This is a genomic window from Olsenella profusa DSM 13989, assembly GCF_030811115.1.
GTDB lineage: Bacteria > Actinomycetota > Coriobacteriia > Coriobacteriales > Atopobiaceae > Olsenella_F > Olsenella_F profusa.
The window spans coordinates 1,673,395-1,691,934 of record NZ_JAUSQK010000001.1 but is presented as its reverse complement, the minus strand read 5'-3'; the positions used below and the strand labels follow the sequence as shown (position 1 = coordinate 1,691,934).

The 18,540-nt window shown below is 61.8% G+C and carries 14 protein-coding genes, 1 tRNA gene and 1 CRISPR repeat array (1 of these 16 only partly in view); of the genes, 5 read left to right on the top strand and 10 right to left on the bottom strand.

The window, feature by feature from the left end:
- Positions 1–86: 86 nt before the first annotated feature.
- Entirely contained in the window at positions 87–1,280 is a 1,194-nt protein-coding gene (locus J2S71_RS07775; RefSeq protein ID WP_307390461.1) for a coiled-coil domain-containing protein, read from the bottom strand.
- A 223-nt stretch (positions 1,281–1,503) separates the two neighbouring features.
- On the opposite strand from J2S71_RS07775, the gene J2S71_RS07770 reads away from it, so the two are divergent.
- Positions 1,504–1,947, top strand: coding sequence for a prepilin peptidase (locus J2S71_RS07770; RefSeq protein ID WP_307390458.1), 444 nt, complete (start codon positions 1,504–1,506; stop codon positions 1,945–1,947).
- Positions 1,948–1,957: 10 nt separating this feature from the next.
- Here J2S71_RS07770 and J2S71_RS07765 read toward each other — a convergent pair whose 3' ends face one another.
- From J2S71_RS07765 to J2S71_RS07730, 8 genes are all read right to left on the bottom strand, one after another.
- The gene (locus J2S71_RS07765) at positions 1,958–3,199 is read right to left on the bottom strand and encodes a deoxyguanosinetriphosphate triphosphohydrolase family protein (protein ID WP_307390455.1); all 1,242 of its coding nucleotides are present in this window, start codon (positions 3,197–3,199) and stop codon (positions 1,958–1,960) included.
- Positions 3,200–3,415: 216 nt separating this feature from the next.
- On the bottom strand, positions 3,416–5,323 hold the full coding sequence (locus tag J2S71_RS07760) for a GNAT family N-acetyltransferase (RefSeq protein ID WP_307390452.1): 1,908 nt from the start codon (positions 5,321–5,323) through the stop codon (positions 3,416–3,418).
- Positions 5,320–5,850 (bottom strand): DNA-deoxyinosine glycosylase, encoded by a 531-nt coding sequence (locus J2S71_RS07755; RefSeq protein ID WP_021725067.1) that lies wholly within the window; start codon positions 5,848–5,850, stop codon positions 5,320–5,322. The genes J2S71_RS07760 and J2S71_RS07755 overlap by 4 nt, the downstream gene beginning before the upstream one ends.
- 2 nt (positions 5,851–5,852) lie before the next feature.
- Positions 5,853–6,653 carry a metallophosphoesterase family protein gene (locus tag J2S71_RS07750; protein WP_040650774.1) on the bottom strand — a complete coding sequence of 267 codons (801 nt, stop codon included), beginning with the start codon at positions 6,651–6,653 and terminating at the stop codon, positions 5,853–5,855.
- Positions 6,654–6,784: 131 nt separating this feature from the next.
- Complete coding sequence (locus tag J2S71_RS07745; RefSeq protein ID WP_307390449.1) at positions 6,785–7,297, bottom strand: very short patch repair endonuclease; 513 nt, start codon at positions 7,295–7,297, stop codon at positions 6,785–6,787.
- Positions 7,298–7,316: 19 nt separating this feature from the next.
- Complete coding sequence (locus tag J2S71_RS07740) at positions 7,317–8,054, bottom strand: HAD family hydrolase (protein ID WP_307390446.1); 738 nt, start codon at positions 8,052–8,054, stop codon at positions 7,317–7,319.
- A gap of 21 nt (positions 8,055–8,075) precedes the next feature.
- The gene (locus tag J2S71_RS07735; RefSeq protein ID WP_040650776.1) at positions 8,076–9,281 is read right to left on the bottom strand and encodes an FprA family A-type flavoprotein; all 1,206 of its coding nucleotides are present in this window, start codon (positions 9,279–9,281) and stop codon (positions 8,076–8,078) included.
- 385 nt (positions 9,282–9,666) lie between these two features.
- Complete coding sequence (locus tag J2S71_RS07730) at positions 9,667–11,256, bottom strand: flotillin family protein (RefSeq protein WP_307390442.1); 1,590 nt, start codon at positions 11,254–11,256, stop codon at positions 9,667–9,669.
- Positions 11,257–11,501: 245 nt separating this feature from the next.
- Between J2S71_RS07730 and J2S71_RS07725 the strand changes: the two genes are divergently transcribed.
- On the top strand, positions 11,502–12,284 hold the full coding sequence (locus tag J2S71_RS07725) for a VUT family protein (RefSeq protein ID WP_021725102.1): 783 nt from the start codon (positions 11,502–11,504) through the stop codon (positions 12,282–12,284).
- A 39-nt stretch (positions 12,285–12,323) separates the two neighbouring features.
- Positions 12,324–13,031: an SDR family NAD(P)-dependent oxidoreductase gene (locus tag J2S71_RS07720; RefSeq protein WP_040650801.1), complete on the top strand. Its 708-nt coding sequence runs from the start codon at positions 12,324–12,326 to the stop codon at positions 13,029–13,031.
- Positions 13,032–13,725: 694 nt separating this feature from the next.
- On the opposite strand, the gene J2S71_RS07715 is transcribed toward J2S71_RS07720, so the two are convergent.
- Positions 13,726–14,553 carry an SDR family NAD(P)-dependent oxidoreductase gene (locus tag J2S71_RS07715; RefSeq protein ID WP_307390439.1) on the bottom strand — a complete coding sequence of 276 codons (828 nt, stop codon included), beginning with the start codon at positions 14,551–14,553 and terminating at the stop codon, positions 13,726–13,728.
- Between the two features lie 134 nt (positions 14,554–14,687).
- On the opposite strand from J2S71_RS07715, the gene J2S71_RS07710 reads away from it, so the two are divergent.
- Both J2S71_RS07710 and J2S71_RS07705 read left to right on the top strand, forming a co-directional pair.
- Positions 14,688–15,929, top strand: a complete 1,242-nt coding sequence (locus tag J2S71_RS07710) for a minor capsid protein (RefSeq protein WP_307390437.1) — start codon at positions 14,688–14,690, stop codon at positions 15,927–15,929.
- 75 nt (positions 15,930–16,004) lie between these two features.
- A tRNA-Leu gene (locus tag J2S71_RS07705) sits at positions 16,005–16,091 on the top strand.
- A gap of 116 nt (positions 16,092–16,207) precedes the next feature.
- Positions 16,208–18,540: direct repeats of the CRISPR family, unit length 36 nt; unit sequence GTTTGATTACCAGTCAGAACGACACCGCTCCAAAAC; it runs 660 nt beyond the window's last position.

The window sequence follows — 18,540 nt, the reverse complement described above, 5'->3', positions numbered from 1 at the left end:
CCCAGCGCACCCAAGCAAAGGGGCCCGCCCCATCGGCTGCTGCGATGGGGCGGGCCTGCGCGACGCGGGGTAGACGTGCAGGGTTGCTAGGTCAGTGGGATGCCCATGCACCAACCCCAGCGTGGGGTGACCGTGTCGCCATAATAGGCAATCCAGCTGTCGAGGCTCTGGGTGTTCACGCTGCCGATGTTCTGCATGACCATGCCACCGCCGACGTAGATGCCCACATGGCCATAGATGCGGCCCATGGGAGTAGAGCTGTGGCTGGAGACGGCAACGATCATGCCGGGCTTGAGGGCCGACTTGCTGGCGCTGGTGCACCAGGCGTTGTACATGTCGCAGGCGTTGCCGCTGGGATAGCCGAGGCCGGCGTTCTGGAAGACCTGGCTCACCCACATGGCACAGAGGCCCGCGCCCGGCGAGGGCGTGGCGTAGCACGCGCTGACGACACGCTGCTGGCTTCCGCTCTTTTTGTTGCCGCCGCCACTGGCTGAGCCACCGTTACCGCCCCCGTTGGAGCCACCTCTGCCATTGGAGCCGCCGCCATTCGACGAGCCGCCACCGTCAGAGCTGTTGGAGCTACTGTTGGCGGCTGCCGCCGCTGCGGCGGCAGCCTTCGCGGCGGCCTCCTGCTCGGCCTTCTCCTTCGCGGCGGCGACCATCTCCTCGTCACGCTGCTCCATCAGCTGCTTCTGCTGGTCGGTGAGGCTATTGAGCTTGTCGGACGCCTCGTCCTGCTTGCTCTCCATCTCCTGCATCTGCTGCTGCTGCGTCTCGTTGAGCGCATCCAGGTCCTTCTTCTTCTGGGTGAGCTGATCCATGGCGTCCTTGACGTCCTGGATCAGCTTGCGATCGCTCTCGGAGATCTTGCTCAGGTAGTAGATGTTGGAACTGAGCTCATCCAGGCTCGTGGAGCTCAGCAGCACGGCGAGCATGTCATCGTCGCCTGACTTGTACGCCTCGGACACGCGATCCGAGAGGCTCTTGCGCTTCTCCGCAAGGTCGGCCTCCTTGGCATCGATGTCCTTCTGCGTGGCATCGATGTCGTTGCGCGTCTGTGAGTTCTCCTCGGCCAGCTTTTCGTAATCGGCGGCAATCTGATCCAGTTCCTTCTGGACCTCATCCACCTGGTTCTGGACATCCTGAAGCTCCGACTCGGTCTGTGCGAGATCGTCTGCCGCATCTGCGAATGCCGCAGTCTGGGGCACGAGAGCGGCAAGGGCACCCGCGGAAAGAGTGAGCCTCAGTGCCTGCCTGCGCGTAAGGTTGCTACGATTCAAAAGTGTCTCCTCGTTTGCCTGCAAGTGGTCAAATTCTATACCCACTCGCCCACTTTGGTGCCCCAGTTCACCAAACGGACAGGAGCATCGAGGCAAGCGGTGGCAGGTAGCACGTCTCGCTAGCTGAAATGGTTTGGAATCTTGCCAATATGCCGCAGGTGCCCACAGGTGGTATAGGCTGTGGCATTCCATGCACGATGTGACGCGCATGCTGGGAGGATGTATGGATCCTGAAGTGGCGTGCCTGTGTGTGCCGCTCATATGGCTCAGCGTCACCGACCTGAGGGCCCGGCGCATACCCACTGCCTGCGTGCTGCTTGTCATGGGCATCCATGCCGCAGGCTGCCTGGCCCGTCGAAACGTGTGGGCGCTGGCAGCGGGCATCCTGTGGGCCAGCGGCCTGTTCCTCGTGCTTTTGGCCCTCTCGTCCCTACTGGGCAGGCACGCGCGCACCGGCCCCCTCGGTGGCGGGGACATCAAGCTGATGGCTGCCATGGCCTTCTGCCTGGATCCCTGCAGGCTCGTGTGCGCCCTCATGATGGCGAGCGCACTGGGCATCGCCACCTGGCTGGTGCTGCGGTGGCGCGGACAGGCGCGGGCGGACCATACCTTTCCCTGGGGGCCGGCGCTGTCCGTCTCGCTGATGATCGCACTCGTGGCCCCCTAGATGGCCTGTGCTATGCCATCACGCCATCAACGTAGCCATAGCGGGGGAAGAGCTCGCCCGTCTCGGGAAAGAGCTGCCCGCAGGTGGCTATGAAGTACGCGTCCGTCATGGAGGCGATGAAGTCGCACACCGTCTGGTTGGGGTCGCCCTGCCAGTCGTACGTGCAGCCATAGTGGGAAAGGTGGCGCTCGAGAGGCAGCACGTGGTGCTGGAAGATGGCAGACTGCCGGTCGCCCGCCCGGAGCGCCTCGAGCTCGTGCTCGAAGAGCCTCTCGAAGAGATGCGCCACCTGCCGTGGCACGTCTCCCTTGACCTCCGCCGAGCCGTAGATCTTTTCGTAGTTCTCGCGTTTGGCGCGCTTGAGCTCGGTAAACCCTTCTTCGCTCAGCGCTATGCGATCCCTCCCCACGCTGTTCTCCACCACGTCGGCCACAAGGGCGGAGAGTGCCCAGGCGTTGTACGCGCCGCCCAGGCCGTCGTCGAAGCTGTCCTCCTGCACCAGGTCGGCACGGATGGCGTCCTGGCGGTCCTTGCCCACGTAGGCGATGATGTCCGACACGCGCACCACGCAGCCCTCGAGCGTCATGGGCCTCAGGTGGCTGATGGTCTCGTCCCCATGCTGCCAGCAGCTCTCGACCACGCAATCGAAGGCGTCAAGATCCGCCAGGCCACTCGTCCTGAGCACCTGCCGCTCGAACTCGCCGTTGTGGCAGATGACGCCGTCGAGCGTCTGCAGCGAGACGTTGCGCCCGTAGAGCACGTCGAGCACGCGCACGCTCTGCACGTTGTGGAAGAACCAGCGACCCGTACGCCGGTGATAGGCGTCATTGAGGAAGTGCTCGCCCGCATGGCCGAAGGGCGTATGGCCGATGTCGTGCCCCAGGGAGATGGCTTCGATGAGGTCGAGGTTCAAGCCGAGCGCCGCACCAATGTCGCGCGCGACCCTGCCCACGAGCTGCTCGTGGAGGTTGCGGCGCGTGATGTCATCGTCGGCACGCAGCGAGAAGACCTGCGTCTTCCCATTGAGGCGGTTGTAGGCCGGCGTGTGGATGATCTTCTCGGTGTCGCGAACGAAGGCGGGACGCAGGGGCGTGGCCACGTCATGCGTGCGGTCTCGACGGATGATGGAGGCGTCCCGTGTGGCAAAGGGCGAAAGCGTGCCGGACGCGCGTTGATCCTGCACCTGCCTGGATGCCTTGGGAGAAAGCGTGCCCGTGAGGTCGGGCGCATAGGGGTTGGTGAAGCTGCTCATGGTGTCTCCTGCCCTCTGGTCGTGGGATCCCAGCCTAGCAGAGCCCCGCGACAACAAATCCTCGTGGGTACTGACGAGTCGTATGCAATCCCACCCGAGTTCGCTGGGAGTCGTTCGCATTTTTCTCGCATGAGAATACGAACAATACGATATCAACAACTCATGTAGCAGGGAACTTAGAAATGGTCGCTCGCAAGAATTGCGAACGACTCGTCATCAGTCGCCGACAAATTGCGTACGACTCGAACAGGACGGCGAGGTGGGATTGGTGGGGGCTGACAGGTAGCACTGCTCGTTGGCGGGAGTCACGTGGAGGCCCAGTGAGCGCTGGAGGGCGAGCGACGCCTTGTTGTCCGGGAATGTCTCGCTCCAAGGCGTCCAGCCCCGCGCGAGCTGCTCGTTGATCTTGGCAGCCATGAGGGCGCGTCCCCACCCCCTGCGTCGAAAGGGCCTAAGCACCTGCAGCATGCCCAACGAGCCGCAAGGATGCTCGCCGACGAACCCCACGAGCCTCCCACCATCAAAGCCACCGAGCATCCCACCGGCACGCAGCAGCGCCCTCAGCTCGTCCTCGGTGGCAAAGCCCAGCGGAAGGTACTCCTCGCACACCTGGGGCAGATGCGACTCGTCCAGCACCCGTATGGGATGGTGCACGTCCACGGGCAGCGGCTCGTCCTCGTAGTACGAGAGGCTATAGGGGCGCACCTCCGTGAGCCCCCGCATGAGCTCGATGTCACGCACGAGCGCGGGCTCCAACGCCACCACCACGGGAGCGTCCACAAGGGTGGCTATGACGTCACGCCCCTCGTCGCGGTCGCGTGCCCAGAGAGTCTGGATGCCATCAGACGTCGTCATCAGGACGCAGCCAGCACTCGCATAGGTGACGGCTCCCAGCCCGCGGCGCAGCATCTCGCGCAGGGGCAGCGTCCTGCGGGGCGCCCCCTCAAGCGCTCGGACCGCCCGGGCGCGCAGGTCCTCGTCACGCTCCGTGTGCGCCGTGATGAAGGCGCCCAGCCGGGAGGCGATCTGCGCGTTGCCCTGCGCTCCTGGGTGCTCGTAGCCATCCGCCAGCAGCGACGTGCGCGCCTCGAGCAGGGTGGCACCATCCACCACATGCATCTGCTCGTGTGGCAACGCATGGGCGCAGATGAGCCTGGGCACCTCCTTCCAGCAGCTCATGGCATGCGAGGGCCATGCGTCCTCCGCATGCCACAGCGGCGTGAGCGCAAAGGTGGGCACCTGTGGCCAGAGCCGCGAGACCTCCGTCAGGTAGGAACGGATGTCCCGCGCCACCAAACGCGCGCGGCAGGGTTCGTAGCGGTAGTTCTCGCCAAGCTCCACCACGATGCAGGCGGGGTCGACCCTCCCCTGCAGGCCCAGGACCGTGCCCGGTTGGAACACCTGCCCACTGATCCCCTGATTGACGAGATCGAGCCCCAGGCGCCTTGCGACACGCACCGTCCAGCTGTGCGCGGGCTCGCCCGCGACGAATCCCTGCGCGATGGAGTCCCCCAGCACGAGCAGCTGCCTGCGCTGGGGGACGGGCTCGATGCTGGTACCGTTGCCCAGCACCTCCCTGAACGAGCAACCACGCAACAGCGGTAGCCACACGCGTACGTGATGGGTGCCCCCCAAGCCAGGCAGCTGCATGATGGCCCCTGCAGCGGGCGCCTGGGCGGGATCGTCCAGGGCAAGGCGCACCTCACACTCGCCCACCGCAGGCATGCGTGCGGACAGCCGGCGCCCATCCACCTCCACGCTCAGGCCATCGTGTGGGGCGGGCATCCCCTCGCCCCGGGTCTGGGGCACGTAGTCAAGCGCACGCGCGGTGCCCGAAGGCTCCTCGTCGAGTCGTAGCTGCAGAGCAACCTCGGAGGAGTCTGTCTCAAGCTCCAGGCAGATGCCCGATGTCGCCGCTGCCATCTGGCGAAAGAGCCCTGGGTGCCACGCCTGGCAGCTCCCCAGCGCGCGCATCTGATGAGGGGTGAGGCGCCACGGCCGTACCCACCCCTCACGCTGGCGTTCGATGTGAACGCATCCATGGAGCAGCTCCGCCGCAGGACGGCGCACCAGCGTGGACCCATGGGACGGCCCGCTCCCGCCGGCCACCCGCCCGCCGCTCATGGGCACATGCCCCTCTCGGCGGCCTCGCGCACCGGCGCGTAAGCGCGCACGAGGTCCTCGAGGCGCCATCGCGCATTGGCAGGGCTCGTCGAGGGCAGCACGGTGCACGTCATGCCCACCTGCGGCTCGAGGTAGGTGCGATAGAGCCTGCCTGCAGCCTGTCCCGTACAGAAGATGGCACGGACCTGCGTGGTGGCAAGGAGGGGGGCGAGGTCGTTGGGAACGGGATCCCGGATGGATGCGTCGGAGGCGCCCGTGATGCGCGCACTCGCCAGCACGTCGTGCAGGGCCAGGTGACGGCGGCACAGGAGCGACCGACGCCCCTCGTTGTCCCTGGGCTCCTCCTCGTCCCAGAGGGCGCTCAGCACGCGCCAGAAGCGGTTCTGTGGATTGCCGTAGTGGCAGCCGCGCTCCCGTGACGCGGGACTGGGGAGCGTCCCCAGGATGAGGACGCGACTCTCGCGGTCGAACACCGCGGGGAGGGGCGATGCCACCAGCTCCGACGCAGCGCCTGGACGGCGATCCATGGCTACTCGCCCTCGCGGATGGGCTCGTAGAACTCCTCGCCGTCCTCGAGGCGGACCATGGACACCTGGCCAAAGCCCGCACCACCCGCCGCACCAGAATCGATGTCCCAACGGTCGGCGACCATGGACGTCGCCGGAACCGCGCCCACCTTCACCTGGCGGCAGAGGCCGTTCTCGTCCCGCGGGGAACGTTCGAGCACGTCAGCCATGCCCTCGAGGTACACCGTGGGCGTGTGGCCCGCAATGACAATGGGCCCCTTGCCCTCGCTGTCGAGCAGGCCCGTTGGTGCGCCCCAGAACTCCTCGCGAATCCACAGCAGGTCCTCGATGTCCTGCTCGGCGATGAGCTGCCGAAGGTCGTCGAGCGTCCACGCCGGACGAGGCTTCAGCCCCTCCGAGCGGATGCCGGCGTGCACCAGGATGTAGGACCTCTCCCCCACCTGCGCCAGCGCGCTGACGGGAAGCGAGCCCACCCAATCGAGCAGCTCGTCGCGCACCATGGCATCGAGCGCCTGGAGTCCCGCCATCGTGGGGCCGCTTCCGTTGATCTCCCAGTTCATACGGGCAACGGGATCGTTCTGCGCATGCATGTAGGACATCATGAGGTCCTCGTGGTTGCCCATGAGGACGTGCGCGCCCGGAAGGTCGTGACAGAACCGCATGACGCCAACCGGATCGGGACCGCGGTCGACCATGTCACCCAACATGAAGATGGTGTCATCGGCACTGGGCGCCACTCGTTCGAACAACCTCTGAAGTGGTGCCAGGTGGCCGTGCACATCAGAGAACACATAGGTTACCATGATCACTCCCCCATCGATCACGATGGATCGCCCAAGGCCATATGAACCGCATCCTGCATTCCCTCACTAGCTTGACGCTTTTGTGCCCCCTAGGCAAGCGTGCGCCCTCCGTCGGCAGGGGCATGCCGGCACTAGCGCCGCGGTCGGGCGAAGCGCTCGCGCACCATGCGCAGCCTCCAGGGGGCGGATGCCCCCACCTCGACCAGACGGCCTCCCCTGCGGGCGGGATCACCTGCCGTACGGATGACCTGCTCGAGGTCATCCATGGTGCGTTCCCGGCGGCCCTGCTTGAGATGGCATTCCCACACCACGGCGACCGTCCAGCCGTCCTCGACCAAGAGTCTCTGGTCACGCTCGTCGCGCGCCCGATTGCGCGCAAACTTTCGCTCCCAGAAGTCCACGTTGCTCTTGGGCAGGGGCAAGGCGCAGTAGGGACAGCGATGCCAGTAGCAGCCCTGCACGAAGACGGCGACCTTACGCCCCGGATAGCAGATGTCGGGCCTGCCCGCCGCCTTCTTCCAGTGCAGGCGATAGCCCGACAGGCCACGCACGCGCAGCTCATGACGAACCACCAACTCGGGCTTGGTGTCCTTGCTCTTGTTGGCCTGCATCACATGATGGGTGGCTACGCTCACCTCTGCCATGGGAACCTGACCGCCCGTGCTAGTCGCGCGAGATGGAGGGAGGAATCACAAGCTCTCCCCCATGACTGGCAATGGCCTCCATCACCTGGGCAACGGCATCCTCCCCCGCATCACCGATATGAAAGCGCGCCGCCGCCTTGTTCCATCCCTTAGGAAGCACATCGAAGAACGGTGGGGAGGGACGCAGGAAGTCAAACTGGGGGCACAACCTGTAGAGCTGCGGGCGCATCTCCCGAGCTTGGCTTACGGCATCCTGCCGCGTGGATCCCAGGCACATGAAGCCAGCCGAGATCAGGGGGACGGAGGGCAGGCGGTCGGTGGCCTCCCCCATCAGGGCGAGGCCCGTCACCCCTCGCGCGCTGGCAAGCTCAGCATCGCTCACGCCCACAAACTGCACGTGGGCACTCGCGCGACCTCGCTCGTCCTTGCAGGGGACATAGATGTTGAGGGTGCAGTCATCTCGCTCGCAGGCAAGCCCGGCGAGCCGCTGAAGGCCCTCGTGATCCAGATAGATGGTACGCAGGAGCCTGCCACGGTACGAGACGAGCTTGCCGTTGGCCATGATGCCCGTGGAGAACAGCCGCTCCTCTCCCCGAAAGAAGCGCCGGAGGTCGACGGGCTCGCGCCCCGTCGCGGGGCCGAAGTCGATGCCTGCCATGTGCAGCATGCGAATGGCGGCGGCCGTGCGGCGCGAGATGGCATCACGGCCAAACGGCACGAGCGTGCCATCCATGTCCGAGAGCACAAGCTTGATCAAGAGGGGTCGCGCTCCTTAGGGCTACGTGCCCAGGGACGCCACGAGGGCGTCCGCCAACGCATCGATCTGCGCCAGCGAGTCCTTCCTCACGGCGGAGCAGATCTTGACCATCGGATCGAGCAGGGTCATGCCCCTCATGGCTTCCAGCTGTCGCGTGAGGAGTGTCCCCGCCTGCGGCGACCACGTGCCGTTCTCCATGATGGCGACCGTACGGTCCTGCAGGTTGTGCTTGGCGAGGTCCTGCACGAGCTCGTCCATGCCATCAAAAATCTGCAGGTTGTACGTGGATGACGCAAACACGAGCGTGGAGTACTGGAACGCGCGGGAGACCAGCTCGGACACGTGCGTCTTGGAGCTGTCATACACGCGGACGTCGTGCACGCCGCGCTCGGCAAGCCTGGAGGCGAGGATGTCCGCCGCCGCAGCCGTGTGACCGTAGACGGAGCCATAGAAGATGCAGACGGAATCCAGCTCGGGGGTATAGCTACCCCACTTGACATAGCGGTTCACCAGCTGGTCGAAGTCCTGGCGCCAGAGATGGCCGTGCAGTGGCAGGATGAGCCTGATGTCCAGGGCGGAGGCCTTCTTGAGTAGCGCCGTCGTCTGGGGACCGTACTTGCCCACGATATTGGCATAGTAGCGACGCGCCTCGTCGGCGTAGTCTCGCTCCCACTCCACCTCGTCGGCAAAGAGGTTGCCCGAGAGGGCGCCAAAGGCGCCAAAGGCGTCCGCGGAGAAGAGCGCACCGGTAGCGGCGTCAAACGACACCATGACCTCGGGCCAGTGCACCATGGGTGCGGACACGAAGGAGAGCGCGTGGCCGCCCAGGTCGAGCGTGTCACCCTCCTTGACGGCCTGCGTGCGGGAGGCCACGTCGACATCAAAGAACTGGCCCATCATCCTGATGGCCTGCGCACTGGCAAGGATCTTGAGCTTGGGATGTGCGCGCAGGAGCTCTGGGATGATGGCACAGTGGTCCGGCTCCATGTGCTGGACCACCATGTAGTCGAGCGGACGGCCGGCAAGCACGTGGGTGAGGTTCTCCTCAAACTGGTCACGCACCGCGGCGTCCACGCCATCCACAAGGCAGGTCTTCTCGCTCATGATGAGATAGTCGTTGTACGCCATGCCCTCGGGAAGGGGATAGACATTCTCAAAGAGCTCGAGGCGTCTGTCGGATGCGCCAAGCCACCAGATGTCCCTGCCTACCTCGCGAACGTTGTACATGAGCACTTCCCTTCCGCAGGCCGCGCCGACCTGTTGAACGTCATTGCCACCCATCCATTCTCATATCTTAGCCGAACGAGGGGCGCGCAGACCAGTCGGGGCACCATGGCCCAAGCGTGGGACGAACTCTCGTACGCTGAGGCACGTGCGGACATCATAGGGACCCTACATCCATAAGTGACCAGATGAGGCGTGCATGTCGGCTGCTGGCACACGACGGGGGAAACCGCGTTTCCGCACAGATGGCCTCGCGCCACCTCAGGATATGAGAGCTCGTTCCAGCCGGCAGTCCCATGCCGCGGCCATGCCCGCATCACACGGAACATACAAGCAGCCGCCTCGCAGGAAACGGGGCGGCTGCAGTGCGCCGGGAGCAGGGCTGGGCCTATCGCTGCGTGTCGGTCGCGTCCTTGACGGCACTCGCAACGTCCTGTGCGGCATCGGCCATGGCGTCCGCCTCCTCACTGCCAATGGTGATGTTGCGATTCACCTTGGCATCGTAGGTGTCCGCGCGCATGACGTCGGCAAGGTCCACGCCCGTCACGGACTTGACCATGTCGAAGGCGGCCTTGATGGACTGCGGTGCGATGGACGTCACGCCCGACGTGGGTGCGCCCTCGCCCTCTCCCGAACCACCGACCGTCGAGTAGATGTTGATGGCGTCGATGCCCTCGACGGGCTTGGACGCCGCGGAGATGATGTCGGGAAGCAGGCCGATGACCTGTTGGGCAAGGGCGGCCTGGCCATACTTGCGCAGCGCCTCGGCCTTCTTGTCCATGGCCTCTGCCTCGGCGATGCCCTTGGCCTTTGCCGCCGCGGCCTCGGCCAGACCCTTGACCTTTGCCGCCTCCGCCTCTGCCTCGCCCTTGGCGCGCACGGCATCCGCCTCGCCCTGACCGCGCACGCGGGTTGCCTCGGCGTCCGCCACGGCCTGGGCCTTGATCTGTTCCGCCTTCCTCTGGGCGGTATAGAGCTCGGCCTCCGCCTGGCGCTGGCGCTGGGCGAGATCCGCCTGGGCACGCTGCTCGACGGCATAGCGGTCGGCATCCGCCTGCTTCTTGACCGTGGCATCAAGCTCCTGTTCCCTGACGGAGACCTCCTTCGACTTGAGCTCGGCCTCGCGGTCCGTCTTGGCGATCTCGGCGTTGACCTGCTCGGTGTTGATGGCCTTCTGCTGCCGCTGCGCCTCGATGCCCTTGGCGGCGTCGGCCTTGGCGGCAGCCGTGTCCGCCTCGGTCTTGAGCGCAGCCTGCTTGAGGGCCAGGGCGTTGTTCCGCTCGGCGATGGCCGTCTCGGACTCGATGCGGGCATCGTTGGCCACCTTGTTGGCCTGGGCCCGGGCAACCTCGATCTCCTTCTCGGCATTGGCCTTGGAGATCTGGGCGTTCTGCTGGATGGCCACGGTATTGGCGATGCCCAGGTTCTCGATCACGCCAAGCCCCGCGTCATCGATGTTCTGGATGTTGAACGAGACGATTTCCAGACCCATGCGCTGCATGTCGGCACTGGCGTTCTCCTGCACCTTGGCCGCAAAGGTCTTACGATCGTTCATGATCTCCACCAAGCGCATGCCACCGATGATCTCGCGGAGGTTGCCCTCAAGCACGTTGACGACCATGCCGTTGATGTAGTCAGAGTCGCGGTTGAGAAAGTTCTCGGCGGCGCGGGCGATGGCCTCGCTCGTGTTCGCGACCTTCACCACGGCAACCGAGTCGACCATGATGTTGATGTAGTCGAGCGTAGGGATGGTCTTGGTGGTCTTAACGTCGACCGAGAGCATCTTGAGTGACAGCCTGTCAACACGCTGCAGGTATGGGATGCGCACGCCGGCGCGACCGATGAGATAGCGCGGCTGCTTGCCAAAGCCCGAAATGATATAGACGTGGTCTGGTGGCGCCTTGACGTACCCCATCGCCAGCACGATGATGACGAGAGCAACGATCAAAGCGGCAGAGAGCACCTGCATGAGGCCCATATCTACCCTTTCTCTCTGGTGAGCCAACAATGCTGCATATCATAGAACAAAGCGAAGGTACATATGGCCGACCGGAGAGGCTCAGGTCCTCACCTTCCTTGCGCAGACAGAGAGGCATGCAGTCTGTCGCAATAGAAAGCCACGACGCCAAGCGCTATGGTAGCTAACGCATCTTGCTCGCAGTGTTTGTCCTCTGCATGTCACCCACTGCGCATAAACAAAAAATAACAGCAGAAGGGAATCCCATGTCTTTGTATCAAGCGGCAAAGCGCCTGGTGAAGGAGACCGCCTGTCTCCTGAGGTCCATCCCCTCCACGCTCATCGCGTTCCTCTGCCTCACGGTCGTCCTGATGAACCTGTTCGCAAGCAAGTCCATCAGCGGCCTTCCGCCCTGGCTCGGCCTGGACTGTGGCTTTTTGCTCTCGTGGGAGGAGGCCCTGTGCGAGGACACGGTGGCCAAGCGCTTCGGCCCGCGAGCCTCGGTGCTCGTATCGCTGTTTGCCGTGGGCATCAATCTCGTTGCCGCAGGTCTCATGACGGTGGCAGCCATCATCCCCGGCGCCTGGTCGGCGTCCCTCGACCATCCCGAGGCCACCTCCGCCATCAATGACGCACTCAATGCCACCATCGCCAGCACGTGGTTCATCGTACTGGGATCCGTCACCGCCTACATCGTGTCGTCCTTCGTCGACGCGTTCGCCAACTGGGGCCTGCGTACGGTCGTCAGGCACGACAACTTCCTCAGCTTCATCGTTCGCTCCTGGGGATCGACGCTCGTCTCCCAGTTTGTTGACAACTGCGTCTTCGCCTTCATCGTCAGCTACAGCTTCTTTGGATGGTCGGTCGAACAGTGCCTGTGGGGCGCACTCATCGGCATGCTCTTCGAACTGCTCTGCGAGGTCGTCTTCTCGCCGTGGGCCTTTGCCATCGTGAGATCCTGGGAGAAGAACGACATCGGCACGGAGTACCTCACGAAGTATTTCCGCAACGATGTCCATGAGTCGTATCGGCAGAACCTCGTTCGATAGCGAACCCGTCGGGAGGGGGCTCTTGTGATTGCCCAGAACATGACAGTCGTGGTCACCGGCGCCGCATCGGGCATTGGCCAGGCAACCTGCGCGCAGCTGTCCCAGCTGTTTTCCTGCGCGGACTCCCAAGGCCACACGTGCGTCGTACACGCCATCGACATGAGGCGCGACCTGGACGAGACGGCCGCTCTGTGCGTGGCGAGTGATGGCTTCCGACTGGTGCCACACGCAGGCACTGACGTCAGCGTCGATCCGCTGCCGGCCATCGACGATGTGACCACCCTCATCAACAATGCGGGCATCCAGGAGGGCGACGATCGGCAGGTCCTGACCAACAACGTGATGAGCGTCATGCGCTGCACGGAGCGCTACGCGCTCCACAATCCAAGCATACGCTCCGTCGTCAACCTCGCGTCCACCTCGGCCCACACCGGTGCGGAGCTTGGCGCCTACACAGCCTCGAAGGGGGCGGTGCTGTCATATACCAAGTGGACCGCCAAGCAGATAGCTCCCCGCGCCACCTGCAACTCGCTCTCGTTCGGCGGAGTGGATACGCCCCTGAACGATCGGGTGTACGAGGACGCCACGTGGGCAAAGATCATGCGCATGACGCCGCTGAGGAAGTGGCTGTCCGCACGCGAGGCCGCCGATTGGATCCTGTTCGTCGCGCTACGGAACGAGTCCATGACAGCTCAGGACATCGTCATCGACAACGGCGAGATGTACAACCACACGTTTGTGTGGTAGCGGGCGGACGACTCGGGCAAGCACGTTGTACAATGATTAAGGCCTTCGAGCGCCCCGAGGCATCGTGTCCCCGAAATGCGGCGGAGGTCTCTTTTTTGGAGGTTGCGCGAACGAAGGCGATGAGCGTGACAATACCTGGTTCTGGGGGTCTTTCATCTTCTGCCCGCCGACGTAGGAAGTCCCTCCCCACCTGTAGGTGGACGCGCCCCGTCTGTGGGTTCGGTTCTCCGCCCGTGTGGGTGCCATTTGCCGCGTGTGGGTGCCTTTCTCCCGGGCGAGCTCCCGGCGACCTGCTGTTTTATGGGCAGCATGCGGGAGAAAGACACCCACACGAATCGATTGGCACCCACATCGAGGAGAAAGACACCCACACGTTACGTTCCACAACGCCAGGCTAGCGACGCTTCCTCTGCTGGCACCATATGATGTGACAACCACGCGGGCGTCAGCGTCCGCGTCAAGTCCGAGCCTCAGCCATTTGTGGTAGGCGTTGCGCATGGTTCCCTTGATGGAATGCCTTTCATCACCAACGTTCTTCATCTCCCATAGCTGACCTTCGCCCCCGCGTTCTAGGTCTATGGGATCATTCACGCGCGGGGATCAGTACCCCAATCTTTGGAAAGCCCATACGAAAAGAACAGGCCGAATGCCTGTTCTTGTCGATGTTTCTTCTACCTGTTCAATACGGCCTCTGTCAATACGTCATGGTGGTTCCACCGTCAATGGCAATGACCTGGCCTGTGATTTCTCGTGCTAAGTCCGATGCAATAAATACGGCAGCATAGGCGATGTCTTCGGGCTTCTGGGCTCTGCCGAGCGGAATGAGCGACTTGACCGAATCCTGCCAGAGAGCTTCCCTTTCCTCCTCGGAAACATCCTTTCTTCTGCTCTTTGGATCGCCGCCGTTTGCCATGCCGTCGAGAATTTCTTCCCACATATTCGTGCGGATGATTCCCGGTGCAATGCTGTTGACGCGGATGCCGTAAGGCGCGGCATTCTTCGCAGCGCTCTGTGTCATATTAATGACCGCTGCTTTTGTGGCGCAGTACATGGGGAGCATTCCCATTCCGCCGCGTCCTGCGATAGAAGAGAAGGTCTCGATATTGCCGAAGCCTTGCTTCTGCATAACCTGCAGTCCATACTTCAGGACATGCTGTGTGCCAATGACGTTGATGTCGAAAATGCGCCGAATTTCTTCGTCGGTCGTCAGCATGAAATCGTCCGTCGAAATGACACCGGCAACGTTGACGAGGCAATTCAACGTTCCGCTGCCGAATTCGACTGCATCTTCGACAAGATGTTTCACATCCGCATCCACCGATACGTCACATCTTGAGAATCCTGAGCGGCGTCCCATGTTGACGATCTCACTGACGGTCTGGTTCCCTTCCTCTTTCTTTCTATTTCCGATGTAAACATCTGCTCCTGCTTCTGCGAATGCGAGCGCGACGGCCTTGCCCAATCCGCGCCCTCCCCCTGTTACTAACGCTGTTTTTCCGGCTAAATCAATTGCAATCGACATAAGACACTCCTTTCTCCATATGTATAATCTTCTCTCGAAGCTGCTAATGGGGTTTGGTCAGAACAGTATTCTGTGGCCCTTGTCTTGTGTGAGAAACGCCCTCATTCCTCGCTTCCATCTTTTATACATAATCTTTGGCGCTGTCAAGGATCCGCGCGTGCGGGGAACAGCGCAAGAGCATTTACAAGCTGGACCGGCTCGAGGAGCTGCAGGCGTCGGCCAGGCTCCACCTTGCGCGGGCCACGGCCCAGGCCACGGACGGCCTTGGCGCCCACTGCGCCCGCCAGGCGGCGCGCGGTGCCAACGTGGTGGCAGAGGCGATGGGCTACGGCGGGTCGTTCCACTCGATGGACGACGACACGATCCGCCGCTTCGTGGGGACGAAGTGGAGCTCTGGCGAGAGCTACAGCCAGAGGGTCTGGGGCAACGCGGACAGGCTGGCCGCCTACGTCCAGGGCGACATGGCCAAGGCCCTGGCGCGGGGAGAGTCATACCAGCGCCTGGCGGACGCCGTGTCCAAGCGGTTCGTGGGCGTCTCCGAGTCGAGCGTCATGCGCCTGGTCTATACCGAGGGCACCTACGTCTCGCGCCAGGCCCAGCTCGCGGAGCTCGCCCGCGAGGGCTTCGAGGAGTACCGCGTCGAGCCGATAGGCGACGAGCGCACGTGCTCCGAGTGCTCGGGCCTCACCGGCAAGACGTTCCGCGTCGAGGACGCCATGCCCGGCGTCAACCTGCCACCGATACACCCGAACTGCCGCTGCCAGATAGCGCCCGCCGTCGACGACTGGGACGCCTGGACGCGCGAGCAGATAGACGCCAAGCGTGCCGAGCTTGCCGCCAGGCGCATGACGGAAGGCGGCGAGCGTGCGAAGGGGGCGCGCGCCGTCCAGGACGAATGCGGCCGCATCGAGAGTGACTTCGGGCGCGTCTGGAGGGACTACAGGGCCTCCGGCAAGAGCCGCAAGGGCTACGACGAGACGGTCAACGCCTACCTCTCGTCGATATCTGACGGGCATGTGAGCGCCGAATACAAGGCAAAGCCCAAGGCCAAGGAGATACAAGCAGTCACATGGCTTTCAGCGAATGGCAGCTCGGCGAGGTTCAATTGCGAGTCAAGCGTGCCTGGTTCGAAGAATCCAGACCTGACGATAGACGGAAATCCATGGGAGATAAAGCGCATTGAGACGAGCAGCCTTGCCAAGGCTAAGAAGCGCGTCGGGTCAGGCCTGAGCCAGTCAAAGAGAATCGTCATTGACCTCTCTCTCGAGACGCTTAGCAAGAACGACGAAAAGGCTCTTGTGGACTTTGTCCTCAGGCTCCGCGACACCAAGGGGCTGATTGTCTTGCACAACGGATTGGTAGAGATTATCAAATAGAAACGACGCCGATTCTCTGCCCCGGCACTAGTCAACCCGGGTGGAGTTCGGCGTCATTGGCAGTATACCCGATTTCGGGGCGTGGCGAAACTGGCATACGCGCCTGCCCCAGGAGCACGTGGCCGTGCGGCCGTGCGGGTTCGAGTCCCGCCGCCCCGACCATAGGAGGACCTCATGCCAACGGTCACCATCTGGCATGCTAGCTGGTGCGCACCGTGCAGGGGCACGCTGCGCGACCTCGTTCCCGAGCTCGAGGACGAGGGCATAGAGCCGCTCACGTTTGATTACCAGTCAGAACGACACCGCTCCAAAACGCGTTGTAGAGTGCAGTGGGGAAGCCGAGTAGTTTGATTACCAGTCAGAACGACACCGCGCCGAAACGGACACCTCGGTCGCCAAGGCAGTCGCCGGTTTGATTACCAGTCAGAACGACACCGCTCCAAAACCAAAGTCGAGGACAATGAAGGCGAGTGCGGTTTGATTACCAGTCAGAACGACACCGCTCAAAAACAGCGTGGCAAGCGTATGGGCATTGTCCAGGTTTGATTACCAGTCAGAACGACACCGCTCCAAAACCCGTCGTCGTGGTCACCAAAGCTGTATTCGTTTGATTACCAGTCAGAACGACACCGCTCCAAAACCCCATGTCTGCCCCTCCTCTCATGGGGGCTGTTTGATTACCAGTCAGAACGACACCGCTCCAAAACGTGTGCCCGTGCCAGGAGAGCACGTTCGGGTTTGATTACCAGTCAGAACGACACCGCTCCAAAACTCGTCTCCGTATCATAGCTGCACGCGACCCGTTTGATTACCAGTCAGAACGACACCGCTCCAAAACAGCCAGGCAGTGCCGCCAGCCTCCTTGATGTTTGATTACCAGTCAGAACGACACCGCTCCAAAACTGCCTTGAGCCTGCTGATTACCTCAGTGCTGTTTGATTACCAGTCAGAACGACACCGCTCCAAAACTATCTTTAGGGAGTGCATATGTCACAGCAGTTTGATTACCAGTCAGAACGACACCGCTCCAAAACTCATCAACGCCTTCGTAAATCGCCTATCAGGTTTGATTACCAGTCAGAACGACACCGCTCCAAAACAGCAGCGAGTATACCGTATTCTGTCGGTTGGTTTGATTACCAGTCAGAACGACACCGCTCCAAAACAAGAACCCCGACGGCGAGCAATATATGAGTGTTTGATTACCAGTCAGAACGACACCGCTCCAAAACTGAGATGGGGACGTGTGCTGTAATAGTGCCGTTTGATTACCAGTCAGAACGACACCGCTCCAAAACGCATCCTCGACCGAAGCATCATCCTTTGGGGTTTGATTACCAGTCAGAACGACACCGCTCCAAAACTGGTTGAGTAGGAGTATCTTCCTAAGCATAGTTTGATTACCAGTCAGAACGACACCGCTCCAAAACCCTTATATGAGAAGTACAGCGCCAGTGCAGTTTGATTACCAGTCAGAACGACACCGCTCCAAAACAACATACCAGTCCTACTCTCCCCAAGCATGGTTTGATTACCAGTCAGAACGACACCGCTCCAAAACGTCTCGTAGTCGTGCTTGCTCATGGTGTGTGTTTGATTACCAGTCAGAACGACACCGCTCCAAAACTCGGACTGTGACTTGATGGTCTCCTGAATCGTTTGATTACCAGTCAGAACGACACCGCTCCAAAACATACCAACAGCATATCCGGCACTAAACCAGTTTGATTACCAGTCAGAACGACACCGCTCCAAAACTGGACAGGGCGCTGAGTCACTCTAGGGGCAGTTTGATTACCAGTCAGAACGACACCGCTCCAAAACACCTTGGTCTTTCCACCCGAGACGCCGCTCGTTTGATTACCAGTCAGAACGACACCGCTCCAAAACACAAAGCCATTGGAATCATCTCGAACTAGGTTTGATTACCAGTCAGAACGACACCGCTCCAAAACCTCCACGTAGGAGATGCCGGAGTCCTTGGTGTTTGATTACCAGTCAGAACGACACCGCTCCAAAACGTCGACGTGGACTCTCTGGCAATATACGTGTTTGATTACCAGTCAGAACGACACCGCTCCAAAACCCAAAGCTGTATCGTCGAAAAATAGACAATGTTTGATTACCAGTCAGAACGACACCGCTCCAAAACGCTCCTATCTTCCGGTTACACGCCGGATTGGTTTGATTACCAGTCAGAACGACACCGCTCCAAAACTGGGAGTGCCTACTCTACTAGGCGCAATGTGTTTGATTACCAGTCAGAACGACACCGCTCCAAAACATAGCCTTGCATCATTGAGCTGATTGACAAGTTTGATTACCAGTCAGAACGACACCGCTCCAAAACCGGAGCAAGCTCCTGCTTAAGAGCAGCGTGTTTGATTACCAGTCAGAACGACACCGCTCCAAAACTAGACGGACGAAGTCACTGCCAGGCATCGGTTTGATTACCAGTCAGAACGACACCGCTCCAAAACCGTTCGAGCATCGCAAGAATCGGGATGCTAGTTTGATTACCAGTCAGAACGACACCGCTCCAAAACGTAAGCGGCTACATCAATGCCGCCGTACACGTTTGATTACCAGTCAGAACGACACCGCTCCAAAA